Origin of the sequence: Steroidobacter sp., from assembly GCF_016790065.1 — a bacterium.
Lineage (GTDB): Bacteria > Pseudomonadota > Gammaproteobacteria > Steroidobacterales > Steroidobacteraceae > Steroidobacter.
This window is the reverse complement of sequence record NZ_JAEUPY010000424.1, coordinates 1-21608: the sequence shown is the minus strand read 5'-3', so window position 1 is coordinate 21608 and position 21608 is coordinate 1. Positions and strand designations below refer to the sequence as shown.

Genomic DNA, 21608 nt, shown 5'->3' with positions numbered 1-21608 from the left:
GGGCTTGATCGAAGCAGCAGCGTCGCTGCTAGACGCTTAGCGGCGCGGGCCGAACAAATCGAACAGTCGGCTCAGCAGCGTGGGCGCGAAAATGTCGGCCTCCAACGTAGTGGGCATGACCGGCACGTCAGCGAGGTTCACGCGAATCTCATCGTCGCCACGTGGCTTGGAGAAGTCGAACACTTGCGTGACCTGACGCTCAGGTGCAGCAGCTGGCTGGGCAGCAACTTGCGGGGCTCGGGAAGGCGCAGCCGCAGCGGTGCGACGAACCTGGGTCTGGGCGGGGCTGGCAGCGCTCATCGAAATCCTCCATAACGCGAACGGGATCGGGGCAGGCACTGGCAGACTAGAGGAACCCGCCAGCGCGCCGTGTGAGCCAAATCACGTTCGCGACTTGCCTGGCTGAGGCAACTCCTGATATTTGACTGATACCGATTTTATGTTTAGCGGCTGTCGCAGCAGCCCGACGTAATGGCTCTTGCGCCAGCACTAGAAATGCACAACGTTGCGCGTCCCATGCCCATCGAAACAGCAATGCAAACTTCGTCACGCACACCACGAATACTCGCAGTCGCCGCCGTGTTACTCGCCGCTGCTTGTTCGAAAGAACCGCCGTCAGCGCCGAGTGCACCGCTGGTGGAACAACACGCAGCCGATCCCGTGCAGAATTCGGCAGAAGAATTTCGTAGCTCATTCGCTCCCGGCGGCATCGAAGCAAACTATCGCGCCAACTTCGCCGAAGGCCATATTCAAAGTCTGGAAGAAACACGCAAGCAGACGTCACAAACCGGCACTTACGAATTCAAAGGCGCGCGACTGTTGAAATACAGTGGCGCAGCACTCGACTCGAACGACACGCTCGAGTTGGAGTTCGATCTGCAAGGTAAAGTGTTGGTCGCCAAGGCTGGCGACAAAGAGGCGAGTCAGGAACAGATCATCGCGATCCGCGACCGAGCTCACTCGTTACGCAGTCATGCAGTGGCTCAGCACGACGTCAAAGGCCACGAGAAGCCTTGATCTCACCTAATCACGGCGCAGTGGCAACCGAATCTCCACGCGCAAACCGCCAGTGGCAGCAGTGAGCGCGCGCACCTGGCCTTGATACAAACCGACCACGCGAGCCGTGATTGCAAGCCCGATGCCGGTACCGCCGGAATCACGATCGCGCGACTCAGCGACTCGATAAAACGGCTCGAAAATCCGTGCAAGCTCGGCTTCCGGCACACCCGGCCCGTGATCCTCGATGGCGATCAAGGCATCACGATGCTCACGGATCAGCGACACGACCACAGCCGAGCCTTCTTTGGTGAAACGCACCGCGTTGCGTAACACGTTCTCGATAGCACTACGCATCAGATCGTGATCGCCGTTGAGCCACAAACTTTCGCCGGGCGTCCAATCCACATTCTTGTCGGCCGCGCTCGCTTCCAATCGCGCATCTTCGACCACCTCGTTCAACAACGTGGTCACGTCGATGGGCTCGATAGGCAGCGTCGGCTTGTAGGAACGCAGCTGAGACAGTTGCAACATCTGCCCGATCAGCGTGTCGAGCCGTTCGGCTTCCAGCTCGATGCGATCCAGCTGTTTGACGATGTCAGCCTGCGGGCGACGCGCGAGACCTGAAGCAACACGCAGCCGAGCCAGCGGCGAGCGCAGCTCATGAGACATCGCACGCAACAGATCTTCTCTCGACTTGATCAACGCGCGGATGTGCTCCGCCATCACATCGAAGTCGCGAGCCAACACCCCCAGCTCGTCGCGACGACTCGAAAACTCCTGGCCCACACGCGCCTCGAGATTGCCCGCCGCCAGCGAGCGCGCGCTCGACTGCAAACGTTCCAACGGTTTGCTGATGTAATGCGCCAGCCACCAACACACCAAACCGCTGATGACCAGCGCGAATGCGAACACGACCAGGCGCACATCCGATGCTTGCAGCGGACTCATCGGCGAGCTCGGCCCGATCATCAATGTGTACACCGTGCCGTCGCGGTCGGTGAACAGCGGCGTGAGTAATAGAGGATCGTCGCGACCGTTGGGCGGCGGCTCGCGCCCGAAGAAACCTGCATCCCGCAGCCGGTTCGCATAGCTGCGATAAGTCGGCGGCAACGGTCGCTGCAAAATATCCTGGCCGTCCGGTCGCACCACATAGATGCGGCGGCCCGGATAACGATCCTCGGCGTCTTCGATCCAGCCATACAAATCGCTCATGCCGCCGACCAACAAGCGGTTGGAAGCTTCGGAAGCGAGCTGACGAATATTGGGCGAGGCCGTTTGATCGCGCTGGAATCGATACCACGCGACCGCCGCCGTGGTAGCGAGCACCAACAACGTCGCCACCCAGAAGGACAGGAAGATGCGGAGGAACAGCGAGCGCACGTAGGTCTCGGAGGCGAAGCTCAGGCTCGCGACTCAGCGCGTGCTTCGCCAGTCGCGATCAGCACATAGCCCGCGCCCCGAATGCTACGAATCTCAGGCAGCCCGTTCTCGCCCAGGCCGAGCTTGCGCCGCAGGTTGCTGACATGGGTATCGATGCTTCGGTCGTATGGCGTGAGACGACGACCCAACACGCGTTCGGTGAGCGATTCGCGTGACTGCACTTGCCCGACCGATCGCATCAATACTTCCAGCAGCCGCAGCTCAGTGCCGGTCAACCGCACCGATTGACCTGACAAGGTGACTTCGAACGTGGCCGGATCGAGGCGCAGTGGTCCGACACTCACTGGATGGGCCGGCGTATCGGCGTCGCGTGGCGAGAACCGGCGCAACACAGCTCTGACCCGAGCCACCAGTTCGCGCGGGTTGAAAGGCTTCGACAAATAGTCGTCGGCGCCCAGTTCCAGGCCGACGATACGATCCACATCGGCACCGTGCGCCGTCAGCATGATGACCGGCACCGACAGGCTGTGCCGTAGCCGGCGCAACACTTCGAAGCCGCTCAGCGACGGCAACATCACGTCCAGAATCACCAGATCGAACGGCTGCGACTCGCCCGTCAGGCGCTCCAAGGCCTCGGCGCCATCGCGCACGATGGACACCTGAAAGCCCTCGCCGGTCAGGTACTCGGTGAGCATCTGGCCCAGCTCGCGGTCGTCATCAACGATCAATACAGAGGCTGGCAAAGTCATGGTGAGGACCTTGGCATATCGAAAAAGCACCGGTTGCGAAGTTTCGTCAAGTTCCGCCGACACGGCACCAGCGGCTTACGGACGCGCCGGTGCTTTGTACTTCGTTTTGCGCAATCCCGTCGATGCATGCCGTCGCGATTTGGCGGGAACTGGGTTTTAGGGCTCCGCGTTCAGTCCGGCCGAAGCGACTGATGGATTTGACCATCCCGGACAAGACGATTCAGGAGAGCATCATGAGCAAATTGGTAGTAATCGTGGCCGCCAGCCTGTTGACGGTCACCGCATTTGCCGGCGACAAGGAACATAAGGAGCACGCGACCAAAACGTCGGCCGCGACCTTCGATTCCCTGGACAAGAACGGCGATGCCCAGCTGAGCAAGACCGAAGCGGCCGCCGACAAGTCCCTGGCCGATAGCTTCGCCGCCGCCGACACCAATGGCGACGGCTACCTGAGCAAGACCGAATTCGCCGCTCGCACCAAGAGCTGAACGAATCAGGTCGAGTACCGCCCCAACGCCCCCGACGTTTCGGGGGCGTGGGGGCGGCTGCAGTGGGCCGGGCGCAGTGAGAACGGGTCGTCTCTGCTACCCTAACCCCATGGCTGTACCCTGGTTACAAATCGTGCAACTCGTGCCCTCCATCGTCGAGGTGTCACGCGAACTCTTGAAACGCACCAAGCGCCTGCCGCCCCCCGAAGACGTGCCGCTGCCGCAAAACACCGATGAACTGGTGCAACGGGTGCTGACTCTGGAAGACAACGAGCGGCGCCAGGCTGAACTGGTCAGCAAGATGGCCGAACAAATGTCCTATCTCACCCGCGCCGTGACCTCTCTGCATCGTCAGGTGATGTGGCTCGGCGGCATTGCCGTGGTCGGCTTGATCGTCGCCGTGATCGCGGTCGGTATGGCCGCGACCCGGTAGACAGATCGACCCGCTATTTGGCCGCCGCTTGATACAGCGGCAACACTCGCGGCACGTTCTTCTCGAGATCCTTGATACGCGACTCGCCGGATGGGTGAGTGCTCAGGAATTCCGGCGGTCCACCGCCACTCGCCTTGGACATCTTCTGCCACAGCGTGACAGCAGCGTTCGGGTCGTAACCCGCGCGCGCCATCAATTCCAAGCCGATGCGATCGGCTTCTGCTTCCTGCTCACGGCTGTGCGGTAACGTGAAAGTCACAGCGGAAATCTGACTCGCCAATTGCATCGTGGTCTGTTCAGCACCCGTGGCGACGGCAACACCGGCGAGCACCAGCTGTTCAGCATATGCACGCGACAAACGTTCCCGCGAATGTTCACGCAATGCATGCGCGATTTCGTGACCGATCACGGCGGCCAACTCCGCGTCCGTCGGTTTGATGGTATCGATCAAGCCGGTATAGACCATGATCTTGCCGCCGGGCATGCAGTACGCATTCACGTCTTCGGAGCTCTGCACGTTGACTTCCCATTTCCAGCCCGGCGCATCCGGCCGGAAGATGCCGGTCTGGGGAATCAACCGCTGCGAAATTTTCTGCACGCGGTCGTAATCCGGTTTGTCCTTGTTCAATGCGCCGGCGGACCGCGCCTTGCTCACTTCCTGGTCGTAAGCAACCTTGGCGCTCTCGTCCACCTTCTCGGAGGACACCGCCATCATTTGCTTGCGATTGACGCCGATGGCGCCCGGTTGAGTGGTCTGCACGGTTTGGCAAGCAGCCACCGCAATGGCGACGGCACCGATCAGCAAGGCACGAATACGCATGGGAGTCCTCCTAAGCAGGTAATGTTTTTATTGTTTCGGCGGTTCCGGCTTGGACGATTCCGGCTTGTTCTCGCTTTTGGGCGGAGCCGGATTGCCGACCGTGACGTAACGCGCCAGTCGCTGCAATTGGCCGCCGAGCACTTCGTCCACGATGGGCGCCCAGTCCGCCAGCGGCCGATCCGCGAAGCCACCGACGTTGTATGTAAACGTGATACGCGAGCCGCCGGCGGCGGGCTCGATCTGCCAGGTCATCGCGCCAGTGACGCCGAACTCCTGCAGCGGCCCGAGTGCGCCGTTGATGCGCAACGTCTTCGCCGGCTGCGCATAGACCACGGTGCCGTGCTCGATGCCGGCGTACAAGCTCAGCCGTTCGCAAAAGCATCCGCGCACATTGGGCTCGAGCGACAGATTGCGTGCGTCGCCCGAATACGTGTGGTCAGGGTCCCACCATTTCGCAATGTCGGCGAGCGCGGCCCAGATCACCGGCGGCGCGACGTTCGGCGTTTCGGCCGTGTGTCGCAAATTGAAGCCGTTCGGACCGGCACTGACGATCTCGGCGCGCACAGCACCGGCACCGAATAGCGCGCTCATGACGACGACCATCGAGGTCAGACTGGCTCGCATCGTTGTTTCCTCTGCCGCTGAGGCCCGCATGGTAATCCCTGCCGGCGAAGGATGGTACGCTAGCGCCCATGACCAAGAAAAAAGCCCGGAACTCGAATGTGACGGCCAAGGTGACTGGCAACGCTGCCATTGCCGAGGCACACGTGCAGGCCGCCGCCGTGAGCGAACAGGAAGCGCGCCAGGCCGTCGAAACTCTGTTGCGCTGGGCTGGCGAAGATCCGGTGCGCGAAGGCTTGCGGGACACGCCCAAGCGCGTGGTACGCGCTTACCGCGACTGGTTCTCCGGTTACCTGAGCGATCCGGCCGATTATCTGCGTCGCACCTTCGAGGAAGTCGAAGGCTATGACGAAATGATCGTGCTGCGAGACATCGAATTCGAAAGTCATTGCGAGCATCACATGGCGCCCATCATCGGCCGCGCCCACGTCGGCTACCTGCCCACCAACAAAGTGGTCGGCATCAGCAAGCTGGCGCGCGTGGTGGACGGTTATGCACGACGCTTTCAGGTTCAAGAAAAGCTCACCGCTCAAATCGCCCGCTGCATCAACGACGTGCTCAAGCCGCGCGGCGTCGGTGTGGTGGTCAACGCCATCCATCAGTGCATGACCACTCGCGGTGTGCACAAACGGGGCGTGTCGATGATCACCAGCAAGATGCTCGGCGACTTCCGCGAGGACGCACGCACCCGCAACGAGTTCCTGCGCTTCATCGACATCCGCAACGGCTGATATTTAACACTTGTGCCCCGGCGCTCGGGGACTCCCGCAAATTGAGGTAGCGCGGTGTCGTCACACTGCGCCAGTGTGACGGCGTTCTCGTAAGCATCCCGCGTCGCAGTCCTAGCATCTGCACCGTTCGATTCTCAGGTCCAGATGTGAACGCAGTGGCCCAGACGATGATGCAGGAGCCCCAAGCACGCCCCGTCCGCGCACGCGCCGAACACATCTCTTTAGAAACCGGGCACGACGACAGCGCCGGTCAAGCCAAGAAACGTCCCCATCGCAAGACGCGGCTCAGCTACTCGCTGGCCAGCCGGTTGCGTGGCTGCGTCACTCAACTGGCATTGCTCGATGAGCACTATCTGCAAGTGCAGGTGGCGCGGCCCGACGTCGAACCCAAGAAATATGATTTCGATTTACGCTTCGCCAACGCCAAGCCGGTATTGGTGCGTCACATTGCTTGGTTCTGGGTGGCGCTGGCAACCAGCCTCGCGCTATTGGCGACGTGCGCACTGTGGATGCTCTGGCCTGGCAGCGCTGCAGATTGGTTGAGCCCCGCCCCGCTGACGGCAGTCGTTGCGCTACTCGCGGCGCTGGGTTCGGTGTTGATGTTTCTACGTCGCACCACCGAGTCGCTGGAGTTCACCAGTGTGCATGGCGATGTCACCTTGGTCAGCGTGACTGGCGCCATCGGCAGCGCTCGCGACGGCAAGAAGTTTTTCATCGAGCTGATCAAAAGCATCAACGCCGCCAAAGCCGCGCGCCCGCAACCGCCTCATCAATTCCTTCGCGACGAGATGCGCGAGCATCATCGCTTGCGAGAGTTGGGCGTCCTCACCGAAGAGCAGTACGAAGCCAGCAAATCAAGAATCTTGGCGTCGCACTGAGAGACGACTCGCCGCAGACGCGGCGGGATACATCCATGTATCCTAGCCAAAACGCTCGACGTCGATCTCAGCTCGCAACGGCAGATGATCCGACGCGCGCTTGGCCAGCGGCGTGCTATGGACCTTGATGGAAACGATGGCAGCCAGCGGCCGCACCCAGATTCTGGTCAGCGCCAGAAACGGCCAGAACGATGGAAACTCCGGCGGCGCCAGCGCCTGACCCAGAATGTTGTGGGCATCTCGCAGCGTGCCCGCGTGCGGAAACCATTCGTTCATATCGCCCAGCACGATGGTTGGATGATCCGGCGGCGACGTTTTGATGGCCGCCAATAATTGGCGCCACTGAAAGCGCCGCTCGGAGCGACTCAATCCCAAGTGAGTAGCGATCACGCGCAATGCACGGCCGCCGACATCCAGCTCCACATCCAGCGCACCGCGCGGCTCCAACCATTTGCCAAAGCTCAAATCGTGACGATGCACGCTGCTGACCGGAAAGCGCGTCAGCAACGCATTCCCGTATTCGCCGCTATGTCGCACGATGCGCAAACCGGGAACGGCCGCCATCTCCATGGCCTTGGATAAATATTCGAGCTGCTGCGAGTCGTCCTCTGCGCCCGGCTCGTTGTCGACTTCCTGCAAAGCATAGATGTCGCAGTCGAGCTCCCTGAGCACATCGGCGATGCGCGACGGCGAGCAACGGCGATCCATGCCGACACAACTGTGAATGTTGTAAGAGCCGATGGAAATACGACGCACGCCTGGAGCGGGTGCCTCGACCGGCTCGCTCGGGACGTCGGCCTCAGACAGTTCGCGCGTCGCTGACGCCATGTCGCGAGGATGTCGCTGCCGACGATAGCAGCCATCGCCGCACGAACCAGCTCGCCCCGCCCAATAGGAATAGCACGAAGGCGATGGCCCAGTAGTTGATGCGGCCTGGATCTTCCAGCCAGGTGGACAGCTGATCGCCGAACACCGTCGACGTGAGCGTGCCTGGCAGGATGCCGATTGCTGTCCCTAGCAAGAATTCCCACAAACGCATCCGAATCGCACCGGCCACCACTCCTTCGACCGCAAACGGCGCGAGCGGCACCAGTCGTAACGCGGTCATCGCGAGCAAGCCGCGACGACGCAACACTTGCAGAATCTTATCCAGCTTGGCACCGGCCATGCGTCGCACCGTGCCTGGATCGAGACGTCTGCCGGCCACATACGACGTCCAAGCGGCGACTTGAATGCCGGTCATGGCGATGACGAAACCCCAGATGGGTCCGTAAGCGATGACCGCGAACAAGGTGATCAGCGGTCTAGGAAACATCACATACGACGCCGGCGTAAATGCCAGCACCGTCAGAATCGGCACCCACCAGCTCTTGCCGACTTCGCGCGCCCAAGCGGTGACCCGATTGCCATCGAGATATTCGTTGAGCGGCGTGAACTGCCACACCGCCGTCAATGCAATCAAGACCAACGCGACGCCTGCCAGCTTGCCCCATGACGGGCCAGTCCGAGCACTGCGTGGATCCCAGCGCTCCGAGTCCTTCGGCACCACATCGGCAACGTCCTGGCTCGCCATGCTGGTCTCTGCCGTGCTGGCGCTGAAGATCTGCGCAAGGTCGGCCAACGCCACCGGCTTTTCCGGATCGGCGACGCTGACGACGTTCAGCAACGTTTCCGAAACCTGCGGCAGTTCCTGCAGTTCTTTGAGCGTGCGGTTCTCAGTGCGCAGCGCATCGATGGCATCCCGCAAATTGCTAGCGGTCGCCACCGCCTCGCTCACCTGCTTCACTTCGCAACCAAGATGCTCAGCCAGCAACAGCGAACGCAGTCCGCAGATTTTTTCCTGCACGTCCTTACGACCGCGAGCCTCGATGGTGAGATCGCACTCGGTATCCAGGCCCATGGAACGATTCGCCAAATTGGCCGAACCGATGCGCACGATGTCATCGTCGATCAGAATCATTTTGGAGTGCACGTCGATACAAGTGCCTTCCTTCAAGCCCGTGATGAACGGATACAGCGGACGAAACCGATTGTGCTGGTCCGCGTCTCGCAGTTTCTTTACCAAGCGCGTGCGCAGCGTCTGCATGGTCAGCTCTTCCAACCAACCATGACTCAACTCACGCAACACCAGAATCACTTCGGGCCCGTCGGGCTCAGCGAGCCGCGCCGCCAGCGCGTCGCCCACCTTGTCGGCAGTGAAGTACTGATTCTCGATGTAGATACTGTTCTTGGCTGCCGCGATCATGTCGACGTACAGCGCTTCGATCTCTCGCACGCCATTGCTGCCGTTGATCGCAGGCTCCGTGCGCGAGATGCCGATCGGCACATCGCTCAGATGCACCGGCAATGATTGCGGCCAGCGCGATACCTTCATTTCCTCTGCGGCCGCTTTGCGACGAAACACTCGACGTTGCTTGGCCGGCGGTCGCAGCGTGTCACCCGTGGCCTTACGCCAACGCTCGCGGACCAAATCGCCCAGCGCCCTGGCGGCATCGCCTTCGACTGCCATCATCAAATCGTGAAACGGCGGGTAAGCCGCGCCCTTGACGTTGCGATGTTCGTTATCCGGCGAGTGTGCATTGGTGTCCCAACGCCGGCAGGTCAGATCGATACCGCCGTTGAAGGCCACCGCATCGTCCACCACCACGATTTTCTGGTGATGCGAACCGCCGATGGGATGCGTGTTGTCGTACCGAAAATGCACGCGCCGATGCGGCTGCCAGCCGAGGCCGTAAATCGGCCCCCATTCCCGGTCCAGACCGAAAATCATCGGGTAGTCCCAGATCAGGATATGGATGTGCAGGTGCCGGTTGCGCCGGGCCAGATCGTTCAAAAAATCGCCCAGCTCCAGCTCGCAGTCGTTGGGCCCGCGGCACAACAGCCGCGTGCGGCTATGGAAATCCCAGCCGGAAATCAGAATCGACCGTTTGGCACCGCGCGCCGCCTCGACGAACGCCCGGAAATAGTCGTCGCCGTCGACCACGAAAGTCGCGCGTTGCGCCTTTTCCACCCGCCAGCAATTGCGCTCGGGCTGGAACAAAGATGAAGTAGCGGCGGGCGCGGACATGGGTGAGCTTGAAAAAAACGCCAAACGGGGTGGTGTCGGCGAAACGCTCGCAGTGAGCGGCCGGTTCCGCCGGCCGCCGCGAAGATACCTTAAAAAAAGCGCCCGGCCCGGTCAGTAGCCGCGGCTTACGTCGACCACCGACAGCATTTTATCGCCGGCCACATAGCGCTTGAGATTCTCTCGCACCACCGATACTTGCGCGTCCTGACCCAGGTCGGAATCGGCCGCCACGTGCGGCGTAATGATGATGTTCGACGCCTTCCACAACGGATGATCGGCCGGCAGCGGCTCAGGGTCAGTCACGTCCAGCGCGGCGCCCGCAATCTTTTTACCGTTGAGCGCAGCGACCAAGTCGTTGGTCACGACGCTGCCGCCCCGTGCGATGTTGATGAAGTACGCACTGGGCTTCATCTTCCCGAAGAACGCCGCATTGAAGATCCCTTGGGTCTGCGGCGTCAGCGGCGCAGTGTTCACCACGAAGTCGGCTTCGCTCGCCAGCTTCGTCAGTTCGTCCGGCAGGCCGACGTAACTCACAAAATCCGGCCCGGTCCTGCCGCTTGCACGCGTCGCTGTAACTTTCATGCCCAACGCATGCGCCCGCTTCGCCGTTTCGGTACCGATGCCCCCGAGGCCGACGACCAACATGGTCTTGCCTTCGATCACGGCAGCCCGTCCCGGCGGCAAACCATCCAACCACTTGCCCTGCGCCTGCGCCGGAATATAAATATCCAGCCCCCGAGTGAAGGCCAACGCCATGGCGATGACATGCTCAGCGATGATGGGCCCGGTGATTCGCTGCATGTTGGTCACCAGGATGTTTCTTTCCTTGACCGCCGGAATGGACACGCACGTCTCGACGCCCGCGGAGGTGAGCTGAATCCATTGAATCGCTTTGCCGGCGCTCAACAATTCGGCATTACAGAAACCGAGCACCGCATCGACGCTGGCGATTTTCTGTTTCGCCTCGGGCGTACCCGCGACGATGAATTCCACGTCCGGCGCAATCGCCTTGAATTCCGGCACCAGCCGACCAGCCACACCCCCGACCAGAATGCGCTTGGGCTTGCGGTATCCCTTGCGATCCTTGACCGCCGTCTCGGCCTGCTCCAGGCCGTAGTGCTCGATTAGATTCGCAGCAGACTTCTCCGCCGCGCTGACCGGCAAGGCCGACAGCATCGCGAAACAAGCACCCGCCCAAAGCCCGGACCGCAAAACTCGGCGCCCATTCATCCAGGAAATCTCCCCTGCTACTAATTATTGACCGCCAGGCGACGCCCGGCGGTGGCTGACTCAGCTTTGTATCACGCAGCCCTCGACTGCAAGATGCACCGAGGACATCGATTTACGCCACGCCGTTCTTCTTGAACCAAGCCAGCGCTTTCTGCCACGCATCCTTCGCGTCGGCTTCGACGAACGACGGCCGGTAGTCGGCAAAGAAAGCATGCGGCGCGTCCGGATACACCACGATCTCCGCCGGCACCTTCGCCTTCTGCAAGGCCGTGCGCATCTGCTCGACAGTCTCCAGCGGGATGCCCTGGTCCTTGCCGCCGTAGAGACCCAGCACCGGCGCGTTGAGATCGGCGGCAATGTTTACCGGATGTTTCGGCTGATTCTCGGTCGGATCGCCGACCAGTCTTCCGTACCAGGCGACGCCGGCTTTGAGTTGCTTGCTGTGCTCGGAATACAACCACACGATACGGCCGCCCCAGCAGAAGCCCGTGATACCCAGCTTGGCCACATCCCCCTTGCCTGACTTCTGCGCAAAGTCCACGGCCGCGTCGAGATCGGACATGACCTGTGCGTCAGGCACTCTGGCGACAATCGGGCGGATCTCGTCGATGGTCTTCAACTTGGAAACATCGCCCTGGCGGAAGTACATCTCCGGCGCAATGGCGTAGTAACCCGCTTTGGCGAAGCGCCGACACACGTCCTTGATGTGTTCGTGCACGCCGAAGATTTCTTGCACTACCAGGATGACTGGGAAGGGACCACCCTTCGCCGGCTGGGCTCTATAACCGGGAATAGTCTGGTCGCCCACGGGAATTTTTACATCGCCGGCGTCGATGCCGTTTGTGTCGGTGGTCACCGTCGCTGCGCCGATCGGTTGCACCGCTAGCGCGAAACCGGCCGCTGCGAGGCTGCTGGCCATCATGTGACGGCGGTTCAGCTCGACTCGAGCTAGAACGTTGTCGATGTCGGTGTGCAGATCCTGGCTCATGGCTTCCCCCGTACGTTGGTCGAGCGCAGCGAGTGTAGCCAGCCGCTCCGGCTAAGAGGAGAGGTTTTGCATGGAAAGATGATGAGCCGGAGTTGCTCGCTGCCGCGCGCTCAACACGGCGAAATTTACAGCCGCCGCCGGCCGAGACAGGAGCCGTCTGTTCCGAACGCTGGGAGCCTTGAACCATCACTGTGACGTGTGGGCGCCGGCCGGGACAGGAATCGTCTGTTCCGAACGTTTAAAAGTTAACCTGACGTGTAGGCGCCGTTGGGAGGGGGATATGTCCTCCCGGCAAATGGATCCAACAGGGATGTTGGTCCATTAGCAGCTACAGGGAAGTACAGCAACGTCGCGCGCGATAGCGCGAGCGAAGCGATGCGACGGCGTGCGTCGCGGTGCCGGGAGGACATATCCCCCTCCCGACGGCGCGAGCCACCAACGCCTCCTAAATCAAACTAAATCAAACCAGCACGCGCTCAATACCGCCAGAGTTGGCCTTCTGCACATACTCAGGCAACCAGTTAGCCCCGAGCACATGCTTGGCAATCTCAACAACGATGTAGTCAGCATCCATGTCAGCGTCATCGTTATAGCGCTTGAGCCCCTGCATACACGAAGGGCACGACGTCAAAATCTTAACGTCGCCCTTGAAGCCATCAGCACGAAGCTTCTCCGCGCCCTTCCGCATTTCGATTTCTTTCCGGAACCGAACCTGAGTCGCCACATCCGGCCGACTCACAGCAAACGTCCCAGACTCACCACAGCAACGATCATTCTTCTCGACCTTGCCGTTGAGCTCATCGTTCATCAACGTATTGACCACCTTCAACGGGTCATAGCTCTTCATCGGCGTATGACAAGGGTCGTGATACATGTAGCGCACACCCGTCACACCCTCGAGCCTGACGTTCCGCTCCATCAGGAACTCGTGAATATCGATGATCCGACAGCCAGGGAAAATCTCGTCGAATTTATAACCCTGCAACTGATCGAAACAGGTGCCGCAGCTCACCACCACCGTCTTGATATCGAGATAGTTCAACGTGTTCGCCACGCGATGAAACAACACTCGATTGTCCGTGATGATCTTCTCAGCCTTATCGAACTGACCGGCACCCCGCTGGGGATAGCCGCAGCACAGATACCCCGGCGGCAACACCGTCTGCACGCCCACCTTCCACAGCATCGCCTGAGTTGCGAGACCGACCTGCGAGAACAACCGCTCCGACCCGCAACCCGGAAAATAAAACACCGCTTCTGAATCGCTGGTGGTCCGCGCCGGATCTCGAATGATGGGCACGTAATGCCGATCCTCGATATCCAACAAAGCTCTGGCCGTCTTCTTCGGCAACCCACCCGGCATCTTCTTGTTCACGAAGTGCACGACCTGCTCACGCACCGGCGGCTTGCCAGTGGTCGCAGGCGGCCGCGCCGTCTGCGCATTCGCAACTACTTTGAACGCACGATTCGCCATGCGCTGAGCCTTGAAACCCCACTCCAGCATGGCAGTACGCGCGAACTTGATCGTCTGCGGATTGGTCGCATTCAAAAAGAACATGGACGCCGCCGTGCCCGCGTTGAACCGCTTCTTACCCATCCGCCGGAGCAGATCTCGCATCGCCATGGACACATCGCCGAAGTCGATGTTTACAGGGCACGGCTTCTCGCACTTGTGACACACCGTGCAATGGTCAGCGACATCCGAGAACTCATCCCAGTGACGCAGCGACACGCCACGACGCGTCTGCTCTTCGTAAAGGAACGCTTCGATCAACAGCGACGTCGCCAGAATCTTATTCCGGGGCGAGTACAACAAGTTCGCGCGCGGCACGTGAGTCGCACACACCGGCTTGCACTTACCACAGCGCAAACAGTCCTTGATCGCATCCGAAATCGAATTGATATCGGACTGCTGCATGATCAGGGACTCGTGTCCCATCAAGTTGAAGCTGGGCGTGTACGCGTTGCGTAGATCGCCACCCGGCAGCAGCTTGCCCTTGTTGAAGCGCCCGTCCGGATCGATGCGATCCTTATAACGACGAAACTCCTCGGTCTCGGCGTCGGTGAGGAACTCCAGCTTGGTGATACCGATGCCGTGCTCGCCCGAGATCACGCCATTCAAGCTACGCGCGATGGCCATGATGCGTTCGACGGCATGATTCGCCGTTTGCAGCATCTCGTAATCGTCGGAGTTCACCGGAATATTGGTGTGCACGTTGCCGTCGCCGGCATGCATGTGCAGAGCGACCCAAGTGCGTCCACGGAGCACTCGTTTGTGGATGACTTCCACCGCCTCGAGGATGGGCAAGCACGCGCCGCCCACGAACAAGCGACGCAGATGCGAGCGCACTTCCGACTTCCACGAAGTCCGCAGCGACCGATCCTGCACCAAGTCGAAAATACGAGTGTTGGGCTCACGTTCGACACGACGTTCGAAATCGCCACGCAATGGCGCGAAACCCAGTGCCGTCAGCTGCGGCAACGCTTCGCTCAACGGCTGATCGAGATGCTCGGCCAGATACGTCCAACGCGCCAGCGTATCGGCGATCACCTGTTGAGCTTGAATCTGTCGGTCGCCCAGCAACTCGGTGCGCGACACGCTGATCAGATCCGGATCGTCGACCTTGCCCAACGGCAGCTCGGTCTCGAAAAAGTCCCGGAGTTCCCGCAGCATTTTGATCTTGTTGGCGAACGACAACTCGATGTTGATGCGCTCGATGGCATCGGTGTAGTCGCCCATCCGCTCCAGCGGAATCACCACGTCTTCATTGATCTTGAAGGCGTTGGTGTGTTTGGCGATGGCCGCCGTGCGCGACCGATCCAGCCAGAACTTCTTGCGCGCGTCCGGGTTGACCGCGACGAAACCTTCGCCCGCGCGGCTGTTGGAGATGCGCACGACTTCAGATGTAGCGCGAGCAACGGCATCGTCGTTGTCGCCAACGATGTCACCGAGCAACACCATCTTGGGCAAAGCGCCGCGCTTGGACTTGGTCGCATAACCGACGGCACGCAGATAGCGCTCGTCGAGATGTTCCAAACCCGCCAGCTGCACGCCACTGACGCGTGTTTCATTGTCGAGAAAGGTTTTGATCTCGACGATGGACGGAATCGCATGACGCGCGTGACCGAAGAATTCCAAACACACAGTGCGCGTGTGCTTCGGCATCCGATGCAGAATCCAGCGCGCCGACGTAATCACGCCGTCGCAACCTTCCTTCTGCACGCCCGGCAAACCGCCGAGGAATTTATCGGTGACGTCCTTGCCCAACCCGGCTTTGCGGAACTTGCGACCTTCGATATCGACGCGAGCCGTGCGCAACACGCGAGCCCGCGACGGATTATCGCGACCGTCCTTCCAGACCAATTCGAACTTGGCCATTGCAACGTCGTGAATCTTGCCGCGGTTATGGTCGAGGCGCGTGACTTCGAGCCAGTTACCGTCGGGATCGACCATCCGCCACCACAGCAGATTGTCGACGGCCGTGCCCCACAACACCGCCTTCTTGCCGCCGGCATTCATAGCGACGTTGCCGCCGATGCATGAAGCATCCGCAGACGTGGGATCAACAGCGAATACCAGGCCAGCGCGCTCAGCCGCGTCAGACACGCGACGAGTCACGACACCGGCGCCGCTGAAAATCGTCGCGACCTTACCGACATGCGGCCCCGGCGCGTCAGCGTCTTGTGGGCCAGACGTGTCGACGGGCGCATCGATGCTCTCGATCTCGCCCAATGTTTCCAATTTCTCGGTGTTGATGACGGCCGAGAGCGGCGTCAGCGGAATAGCACCACCGGTATAACCGGTGCCGCCACCACGAGGAATGATGGTGAGGCCAAGCTCGATACAAGCTCGCACCAGCGCGGGAATCTCTTCCTCGGTGTCCGGCGACAACACGAGGAACGGATATTCGATACGCCAGTCGGTCGCGTCCGTCACATGCGAAACGCGAGCAAAAGCGTCGAAACGAATGTTGTCGTCGCGCGTATGGCGCTCGAGCAAGCGCCGTGAGCGTTTGCGAAGTTGAATCAACTGATCGAAGTCGCTGGCGAACGATTCCACCGCGCGGCGCGCCGCCTGCAACAGATCGCCGACTTTGCGATCCCGATCCGGCTCGGACACATCGCGACGTCGTTCGATTTCATTGAGCCGGTGCTGCAAGGCTTCGATCAGCAGCCGGCGCCGCTTGGGATTGTCGACCAGGTCGTCCTGCAGGTACGGATTGCGCTGGACCACCCAGATGTCGCCCAGCACTTCGTACAGCATGCGCGCCGAACGGCCGGTGCGACGCTCGCCACGCAACTCGTCTAAGGTGGCCCACAGTGGCTCACCCAGCAGCCGAATCACGATTTCGCGATCCGAGAACGAGGTGTAGTTGTAGGGGATTTCGCGCAGACGAGCGGCCGGCCCAGTGGCAACGGGCTCTGGCTCCAAGGCGGTGAGCGGTAGGGACAGGTTGCGCAATGTAGTACGACGGCTTAGCAGCCCGGGTCAGGGTTGGGGCCCGATTGTAGTGGTAACAGCCCGGTCCATGCAGGCACAATTTCCTAATCGGCCCAATCCTTTATATTCCCCAAACCAAATTGCATAAGGCTCACCGGCGCTGCCCATGAATACGCAACTCTCCGCTCTGGAAGCCCGGCTGATCGGCTGCTTGATCGAGAAGGCCATCACCACGCCCGATCAATATCCGCTGTCGCTCAACGCGCTGGCCAACGCCTGTAATCAAAAGAGCAACCGCGATCCGGTGCTGAGCCTGGAGGAGCGCGACGTGCAGGACAGCGTCGAGGGGCTGGTGAAAAAACACCTGGTGTTGGAAAAGTCCGGCTTCGGCAGCCGCGTGCCCAAGTATCAGCATCGCTTCTGTAATACCGGCTTTGGTTCGTTCGAGTTCACTCCGGTGCAGACGGCCATCATTTGCGAACTGTTGGTACGCGGGCCGCAAACACCTGGCGAACTGCGCACGCGAGTGCCTCGCATGGCGCAGGTCGGCGATGGCGCGGAAATCGACTCGGCACTGGAAGACCTGGCCACGCGTCCTGACGGTCCATTCGTCACTCAATTGCCTCGCGAGGCCGGCCGCCGTGACTCGCGCTTTGCGCATTTGTTCAGCGGTCAGGAATTCATTCCGATGTCACCGGCGGACGCTGAAACTGAACCGCAGCCAAACGGCGGCACCGGCGAGCCGCGCGCTTCCTTGCAAGCCCGCGTTCTCAGCCTGGAAGAACAAGTCGCCGTGTTACGACAGGAATTGGAGGAGCTGCGCGCCAGCATTAAATCCCCGTAATAGAGCGATCCCGCCGCAAACTTTGGCGGCGATGGGGCGTCTCACCAGCATGCATTGGAAACCTACGTGGGAGGAGTCCTCCGTGCTCGTCAGACAATCTATGAATCGTGCTCCGTTCAATCGCGCGAAAGTTTCGGTGGCCACCGCCGCCGCGCTGTTCGGTATCGCCATCGCGGGGTGCTCCGGCAGCTTCGCCGAAACCAATCCTGAGCAGGTCGCGGCCGCGACTCCGCCACCGGCGATTGCAACCGCCTCACCGCGCAACATCGCCGCTGCCCTGCCCGACTTCGCTTCCTTGGTAGAACACTATGGTGCCGCCGTGGTGAACGTCGCTGTGGTCGGCAAGACGCAGCAGGTGAGCGAAGTACCGGGCGTGTCGCCCAACGATCCGTTCTACGATTTCTTCCGTCGCTTCGGCCAGCCCGGCCAGCGTGGCGGCCAGGCTCAGCCGCAGCGAGGTGAAGGCTCGGGCTTCATCGTCAGCGCCGACGGTTACATCCTGACCAACGCGCACGTGGTGGAGAACGCCGATGAAGTCACAGTGAAGACCACTGACCGGCGCGAGTACACCGCCAAAGTGGTCGGCTCCGATGCTGCCACCGATGTGGCCGTGTTGAAGATCGATGCCAAGAACTTACCCACCGTAAAGATCGGCGATGCTTCCAAGCTGCGCCCCGGTGAGTGGGTGATCGCCATCGGTTCGCCGTTCGGCTTCGAGAACAGCGTCACCGCCGGCATCGTCAGCGCCACCTCGCGCTCCATGCCCGGCAGCAACTACGCGCCCTTCATCCAGACCGACGTGGCGGTGAATCCGGGTAACTCCGGCGGCCCGTTGTTCAATCTCAACGGCGAAGTGGTCGGCATCAACTCGCAGATCTATAGCCGCAACGGCGGTTACATGGGCTTGTCGTTCGCCATCCCCATCGATGTGGCCAGCAACGTGCAGCAGCAGTTGGTCTCCAACGGCCGCGTCACTCGCAGTCGCATCGGTGTGTCCATCCAGGATGTGAATGCACAGCTGGCCGAGTCGTTCGGCCTCGACCGGCCCAAAGGCGCGCTGGTCGGCATGGTCGAAGACGATGGCCCGGGCGCGAAGGCCGGCATCAAGGCTGGCGACGTGATCTTGAAAGTCGACGGCACCGAGATCGAAACCTCCTCGCAATTGCCGGGGCTGATCGCTTCCAAGAAGCCCGGCAGCTCGGTGGACCTCGATGTGTGGCGTGAGGGCGGCATCAAGCGCCTGAGCGCGAAGCCGGTCGAGATCGTCGAGAAAGGCACCAAGGTCGCCAATCGCGAGAGCGCGGAAGCCGACGAGACCGCCAAGCTTGGCCTGGTCGTGCGCCCGCTGCAGAAGCAGGAAAAGGCGCAGGTCGAGACCGACGGCGACCTGGTGGTCGAAGACTCGGACGGCCCGGCCGCCGCTGCCGGCGTGCAGCGGGGCGACATCATCCTCGGCGTCAACGGCCGCCCGGTGAAGTCGCTGGACGATTTGAAGGTCGCGGCGCGTAAGACCAAGGGCAAGATCGTGGCCCTGCTGATCGAACGCGACAGCGCGCAGATCTTCGTGCCGGTGCGCATCGGCTAAGAATGTAGCTATGGTGAGTGATCGACGAATGGCAGAATCTTCTCCTCGGCCATCCCCTCCGCTGCCTTCGTCGGTCAGCTCACCGGTTACGCGCATGAAATTACTGCTCATCGAAGACGATCTGCAGGCCGCTGAATATCTGATCAAGAGCCTGCGCGACAGCGGCTATAGCGTCGATCACAGTCCGGACGGGCGCGACGGCCTGGAGAAAGCCACGCAACGTCATTACGACGTGGTGATCGCCGACCGTCAGCTGCCGCATGTGGACGGGTTGACCATCATCACCACCTTGCGCGAGCGCAACGATCGCACCCCGGTATTGATCCTGTCCGCGCTGGGCACGGTCGACGATCGCGTGCACGGCCTCAAGGCCGGCGGCGACGACTACCTCACCAAACCTTTCGCCTTCGCCGAACTGCTCGCGCGCATCGAAGCGCTGAGCCGTCGCGGCTCGGCGCTGGCCGAATCCAGCCGGCTCAAAGTGGCGGATCTGGAACTGGATCTGTTGGCTCGCAAAGTAGCGCGCGCCGGCCAGAACATCGATCTGACCACCAAGGAGTTCCAGCTGCTGGAGTTCCTGATGCGCCGGCCCGGCCAGGTGGTGACCCGCACCATGCTGCTGGAAAATGTCTGGAACCTGCACTTCGACCCGCAGACCAACATCACCGACGTGCATATGAGCCGCCTGCGCAATGCCGTCGACAAAGGTTTTTCCCGGCCGCTGATCCATACCGTGCGCGGCGCCGGCTACGTTTTGAAAGAGTAGGGTGCGCAAAGAATAGTCCCCGCCCGCAGGCCCGGTGGCTAGAATGGCCGCCATTGCCACGATCCCTCAAAGCAGCGAACGCATGACCGACTCCGGCAAGCCGGACGCCGGCGGGCCGATGACGAGCCCGCGACCGCGCATGCGACTGGCCACGTCGCGGCTGGCGATGCTGTTCATTCTGATCTTTGCCGCCGGCGTCACGCTGGTGCTCACCGCGGTTTATTTCCTGACCGCTCGCGTGCTCGACAACGAAGTCGACGCGGTCATCAATTCCGAAGTCAACAATCTGGTCGATGACTATTCGCGCGGCGGTCTGTTGCAACTGGTCGCCACGTTGCATCGTCGTGCCGACGGTTGGGGTCGCACCGGCGCGGTGTATCTACTCGTCGAGAACAACGGCTTTCCGATTGCCGGCAACCTCGCGCGTTGGCCGCAGGTCGTGAGCCGTTACAACGATTGGGTGGAATTCGAAATCGACGCCAGCGAAGCCGGCGGCTCCGTCTCACACCCGGTGCGTGCGCAAATCATTCGCTTGCCCGGCAATCGTTGGTTGCTGGTCGGTACGGACATTCTGGATCGCAGCCGACTCGCGTCTCGGTTACGCACGGCGATGTTCTGGGGCGTGGGCGCCAGCGTGTTGTTGGCGACGTTGTTCGGCTTGAGTTACAGCCGCCGCATTCGTCGTCGCGTGCGCGCGGTCGCGGCCACTTGTGAATCCATCATGGCCGGCAACTTGTCGCGACGACTGCCGGTTGAAGCCGCGCACGATGAATTCGATGCGCTCGCCACCGCGGTCAATCGCATGCTGGAGACCATCGAGCAACAGACCGAAACGCTGCGCACGACCTTCGACAGCGCCGCTCATGATTTACGCGCACCGCTGTATCGCGCGCGCGTGCGAATTGAAGAGACGTTGCAGCACGAAGGCCTGGCCGACAACGTTCGCGAGACCATGGAAGCGACGCTCGCCGAACTGGATCGAGTGCAACGGACCTTAGGCACGCTGCTACAAATCGCGCAAACCGACGGTCGCGGTCGTGACGTACCGACCGAAGATGTCGATGTCGCCGCACTCGCGCAAGAGTTGGTGGAGTTGTATCAGCCCGAAGCCGGCAATAGAAACATCAGCCTCGAGTACCGAGGCGACAGCGCTGCGTCAGTGCATGGCAATCGCCAACTGCTGGCACAAGCGGTGGTGAATCTGTTGGAGAACGCGATCAAGTACGTGCCCGAAGGCGGCAAAGTCGAAGCGGGCGTGCTCACCCTCGGCGACGCAGTGACCTTGACGGTGGCCGACAACGGTCCGGGCATTCCGGAATTGGATCGCACTCGTATTCTGCAGCCGTTCGTGCGGCTGGAACGCGACCGCGATCAAGTCGGCAGCGGCTTGGGTCTCAGCCTGGTGGCCGCGGTGATGCGGTTGCATCGTGCCAGCATCGAGCTGCTCGACAACCGTCCCGGCCTGTTGGTCCGGTGCGTGTTACCGGTGCACGCTCAGCGTCTTTCCAGCGACTCCACATAAAACAATTCGCACGCCCCGTTGCCGGTTTCGGTGCGAGTGAGCGAACTGGTCCAGGTGAAATTGTTC

General features: G+C 61.1%; 19 protein-coding genes. 9 read left to right on the top strand and 10 right to left on the bottom strand.

Annotation, left to right across the window (positions count from 1 at the left end; genetic code table 11):
* Positions 1-36: 36 nt before the first annotated feature.
* Positions 37-300, bottom strand: a complete 264-nt coding sequence (locus JNL55_RS17650; protein WP_293856424.1) for a hypothetical protein — start codon at positions 298-300, stop codon at positions 37-39.
* Between the two features lie 234 nt (positions 301-534).
* Here JNL55_RS17650 and JNL55_RS17645 point away from each other — a divergent pair, with 234 nt between their 5' ends.
* The gene (locus JNL55_RS17645; RefSeq protein WP_293856421.1) at positions 535-1017 is read left to right on the top strand and encodes a hypothetical protein; all 483 of its coding nucleotides are present in this window, start codon (positions 535-537) and stop codon (positions 1015-1017) included.
* Positions 1018-1023: 6 nt separating this feature from the next.
* Here the strand turns inward: JNL55_RS17645 and JNL55_RS17640 are convergent, their stop codons facing one another.
* Both JNL55_RS17640 and JNL55_RS17635 read right to left on the bottom strand, forming a co-directional pair.
* Positions 1024-2379, bottom strand: a complete 1356-nt coding sequence (locus JNL55_RS17640) for an ATP-binding protein (protein WP_293856419.1) — start codon at positions 2377-2379, stop codon at positions 1024-1026.
* 20 nt (positions 2380-2399) lie between these two features.
* Positions 2400-3128 carry a response regulator transcription factor gene (locus JNL55_RS17635; RefSeq protein ID WP_293856416.1) on the bottom strand — a complete coding sequence of 243 codons (729 nt, stop codon included), beginning with the start codon at positions 3126-3128 and terminating at the stop codon, positions 2400-2402.
* A 233-nt stretch (positions 3129-3361) separates the two neighbouring features.
* On the opposite strand from JNL55_RS17635, the gene JNL55_RS17630 reads away from it, so the two are divergent.
* Both JNL55_RS17630 and JNL55_RS17625 read left to right on the top strand, forming a co-directional pair.
* On the top strand, positions 3362-3616 hold the full coding sequence (locus JNL55_RS17630; RefSeq protein WP_293856413.1) for a hypothetical protein: 255 nt from the start codon (positions 3362-3364) through the stop codon (positions 3614-3616).
* Between the two features lie 109 nt (positions 3617-3725).
* Complete coding sequence (locus JNL55_RS17625) at positions 3726-4049, top strand: hypothetical protein (RefSeq protein ID WP_293856410.1); 324 nt, start codon at positions 3726-3728, stop codon at positions 4047-4049.
* Between the two features lie 13 nt (positions 4050-4062).
* On the opposite strand, the gene JNL55_RS17620 is transcribed toward JNL55_RS17625, so the two are convergent.
* Both JNL55_RS17620 and JNL55_RS17615 read right to left on the bottom strand, forming a co-directional pair.
* On the bottom strand, positions 4063-4869 hold the full coding sequence (locus tag JNL55_RS17620; RefSeq protein ID WP_293856407.1) for a M48 family metallopeptidase: 807 nt from the start codon (positions 4867-4869) through the stop codon (positions 4063-4065).
* Between the two features lie 27 nt (positions 4870-4896).
* On the bottom strand, positions 4897-5493 hold the full coding sequence (locus JNL55_RS17615) for an SRPBCC family protein (protein ID WP_293856404.1): 597 nt from the start codon (positions 5491-5493) through the stop codon (positions 4897-4899).
* A 68-nt stretch (positions 5494-5561) separates the two neighbouring features.
* Here JNL55_RS17615 and folE point away from each other — a divergent pair, with 68 nt between their 5' ends.
* Together folE and JNL55_RS17605 are read left to right on the top strand one after the other, a co-directional pair.
* The gene (gene folE / locus JNL55_RS17610; RefSeq protein ID WP_293856401.1) at positions 5562-6221 is read left to right on the top strand and encodes a GTP cyclohydrolase I FolE; all 660 of its coding nucleotides are present in this window, start codon (positions 5562-5564) and stop codon (positions 6219-6221) included.
* Positions 6222-6388: 167 nt separating this feature from the next.
* Positions 6389-7099 (top strand): hypothetical protein, encoded by a 711-nt coding sequence (locus tag JNL55_RS17605; RefSeq protein WP_293856398.1) that lies wholly within the window; start codon positions 6389-6391, stop codon positions 7097-7099.
* Between the two features lie 42 nt (positions 7100-7141).
* On the opposite strand, the gene JNL55_RS17600 is transcribed toward JNL55_RS17605, so the two are convergent.
* The 5 genes from JNL55_RS17600 to JNL55_RS17580 form a co-directional block, all read right to left on the bottom strand.
* Positions 7142-7927: an endonuclease/exonuclease/phosphatase family protein gene (locus JNL55_RS17600; RefSeq protein WP_293856395.1), complete on the bottom strand. Its 786-nt coding sequence runs from the start codon at positions 7925-7927 to the stop codon at positions 7142-7144.
* A complete protein-coding gene (locus JNL55_RS17595; RefSeq protein ID WP_293856392.1) occupies positions 7899-10166 on the bottom strand; it encodes a VTT domain-containing protein in 2268 nt (755 codons plus the stop codon). Before JNL55_RS17595 ends, JNL55_RS17600 begins: the two co-directional genes overlap by 29 nt.
* Before the next feature lie 111 nt (positions 10167-10277).
* The gene (locus tag JNL55_RS17590) at positions 10278-11342 is read right to left on the bottom strand and encodes a D-2-hydroxyacid dehydrogenase (protein WP_293856389.1); all 1065 of its coding nucleotides are present in this window, start codon (positions 11340-11342) and stop codon (positions 10278-10280) included.
* Between the two features lie 166 nt (positions 11343-11508).
* Positions 11509-12384 (bottom strand): dienelactone hydrolase family protein, encoded by an 876-nt coding sequence (locus JNL55_RS17585; RefSeq protein WP_293856386.1) that lies wholly within the window; start codon positions 12382-12384, stop codon positions 11509-11511.
* 460 nt (positions 12385-12844) lie between these two features.
* On the bottom strand, positions 12845-16837 hold the full coding sequence (locus JNL55_RS17580) for a DUF3683 domain-containing protein (protein WP_415923101.1): 3993 nt from the start codon (positions 16835-16837) through the stop codon (positions 12845-12847).
* A gap of 154 nt (positions 16838-16991) precedes the next feature.
* Between JNL55_RS17580 and JNL55_RS17575 the strand changes: the two genes are divergently transcribed.
* From JNL55_RS17575 to JNL55_RS17560, 4 genes are all read left to right on the top strand, one after another.
* Positions 16992-17669: a YceH family protein gene (locus JNL55_RS17575; protein WP_293856380.1), complete on the top strand. Its 678-nt coding sequence runs from the start codon at positions 16992-16994 to the stop codon at positions 17667-17669.
* An 82-nt stretch (positions 17670-17751) separates the two neighbouring features.
* A complete protein-coding gene (locus tag JNL55_RS17570; RefSeq protein WP_293856377.1) occupies positions 17752-19254 on the top strand; it encodes a DegQ family serine endoprotease in 1503 nt (500 codons plus the stop codon).
* A 94-nt stretch (positions 19255-19348) separates the two neighbouring features.
* On the top strand, positions 19349-20020 hold the full coding sequence (locus tag JNL55_RS17565) for a response regulator transcription factor (protein ID WP_293856374.1): 672 nt from the start codon (positions 19349-19351) through the stop codon (positions 20018-20020).
* A 43-nt stretch (positions 20021-20063) separates the two neighbouring features.
* Positions 20064-21542 carry a sensor histidine kinase gene (locus tag JNL55_RS17560; RefSeq protein ID WP_293856371.1) on the top strand — a complete coding sequence of 493 codons (1479 nt, stop codon included), beginning with the start codon at positions 20064-20066 and terminating at the stop codon, positions 21540-21542.
* Positions 21543-21608 lie beyond the last annotated feature (66 nt).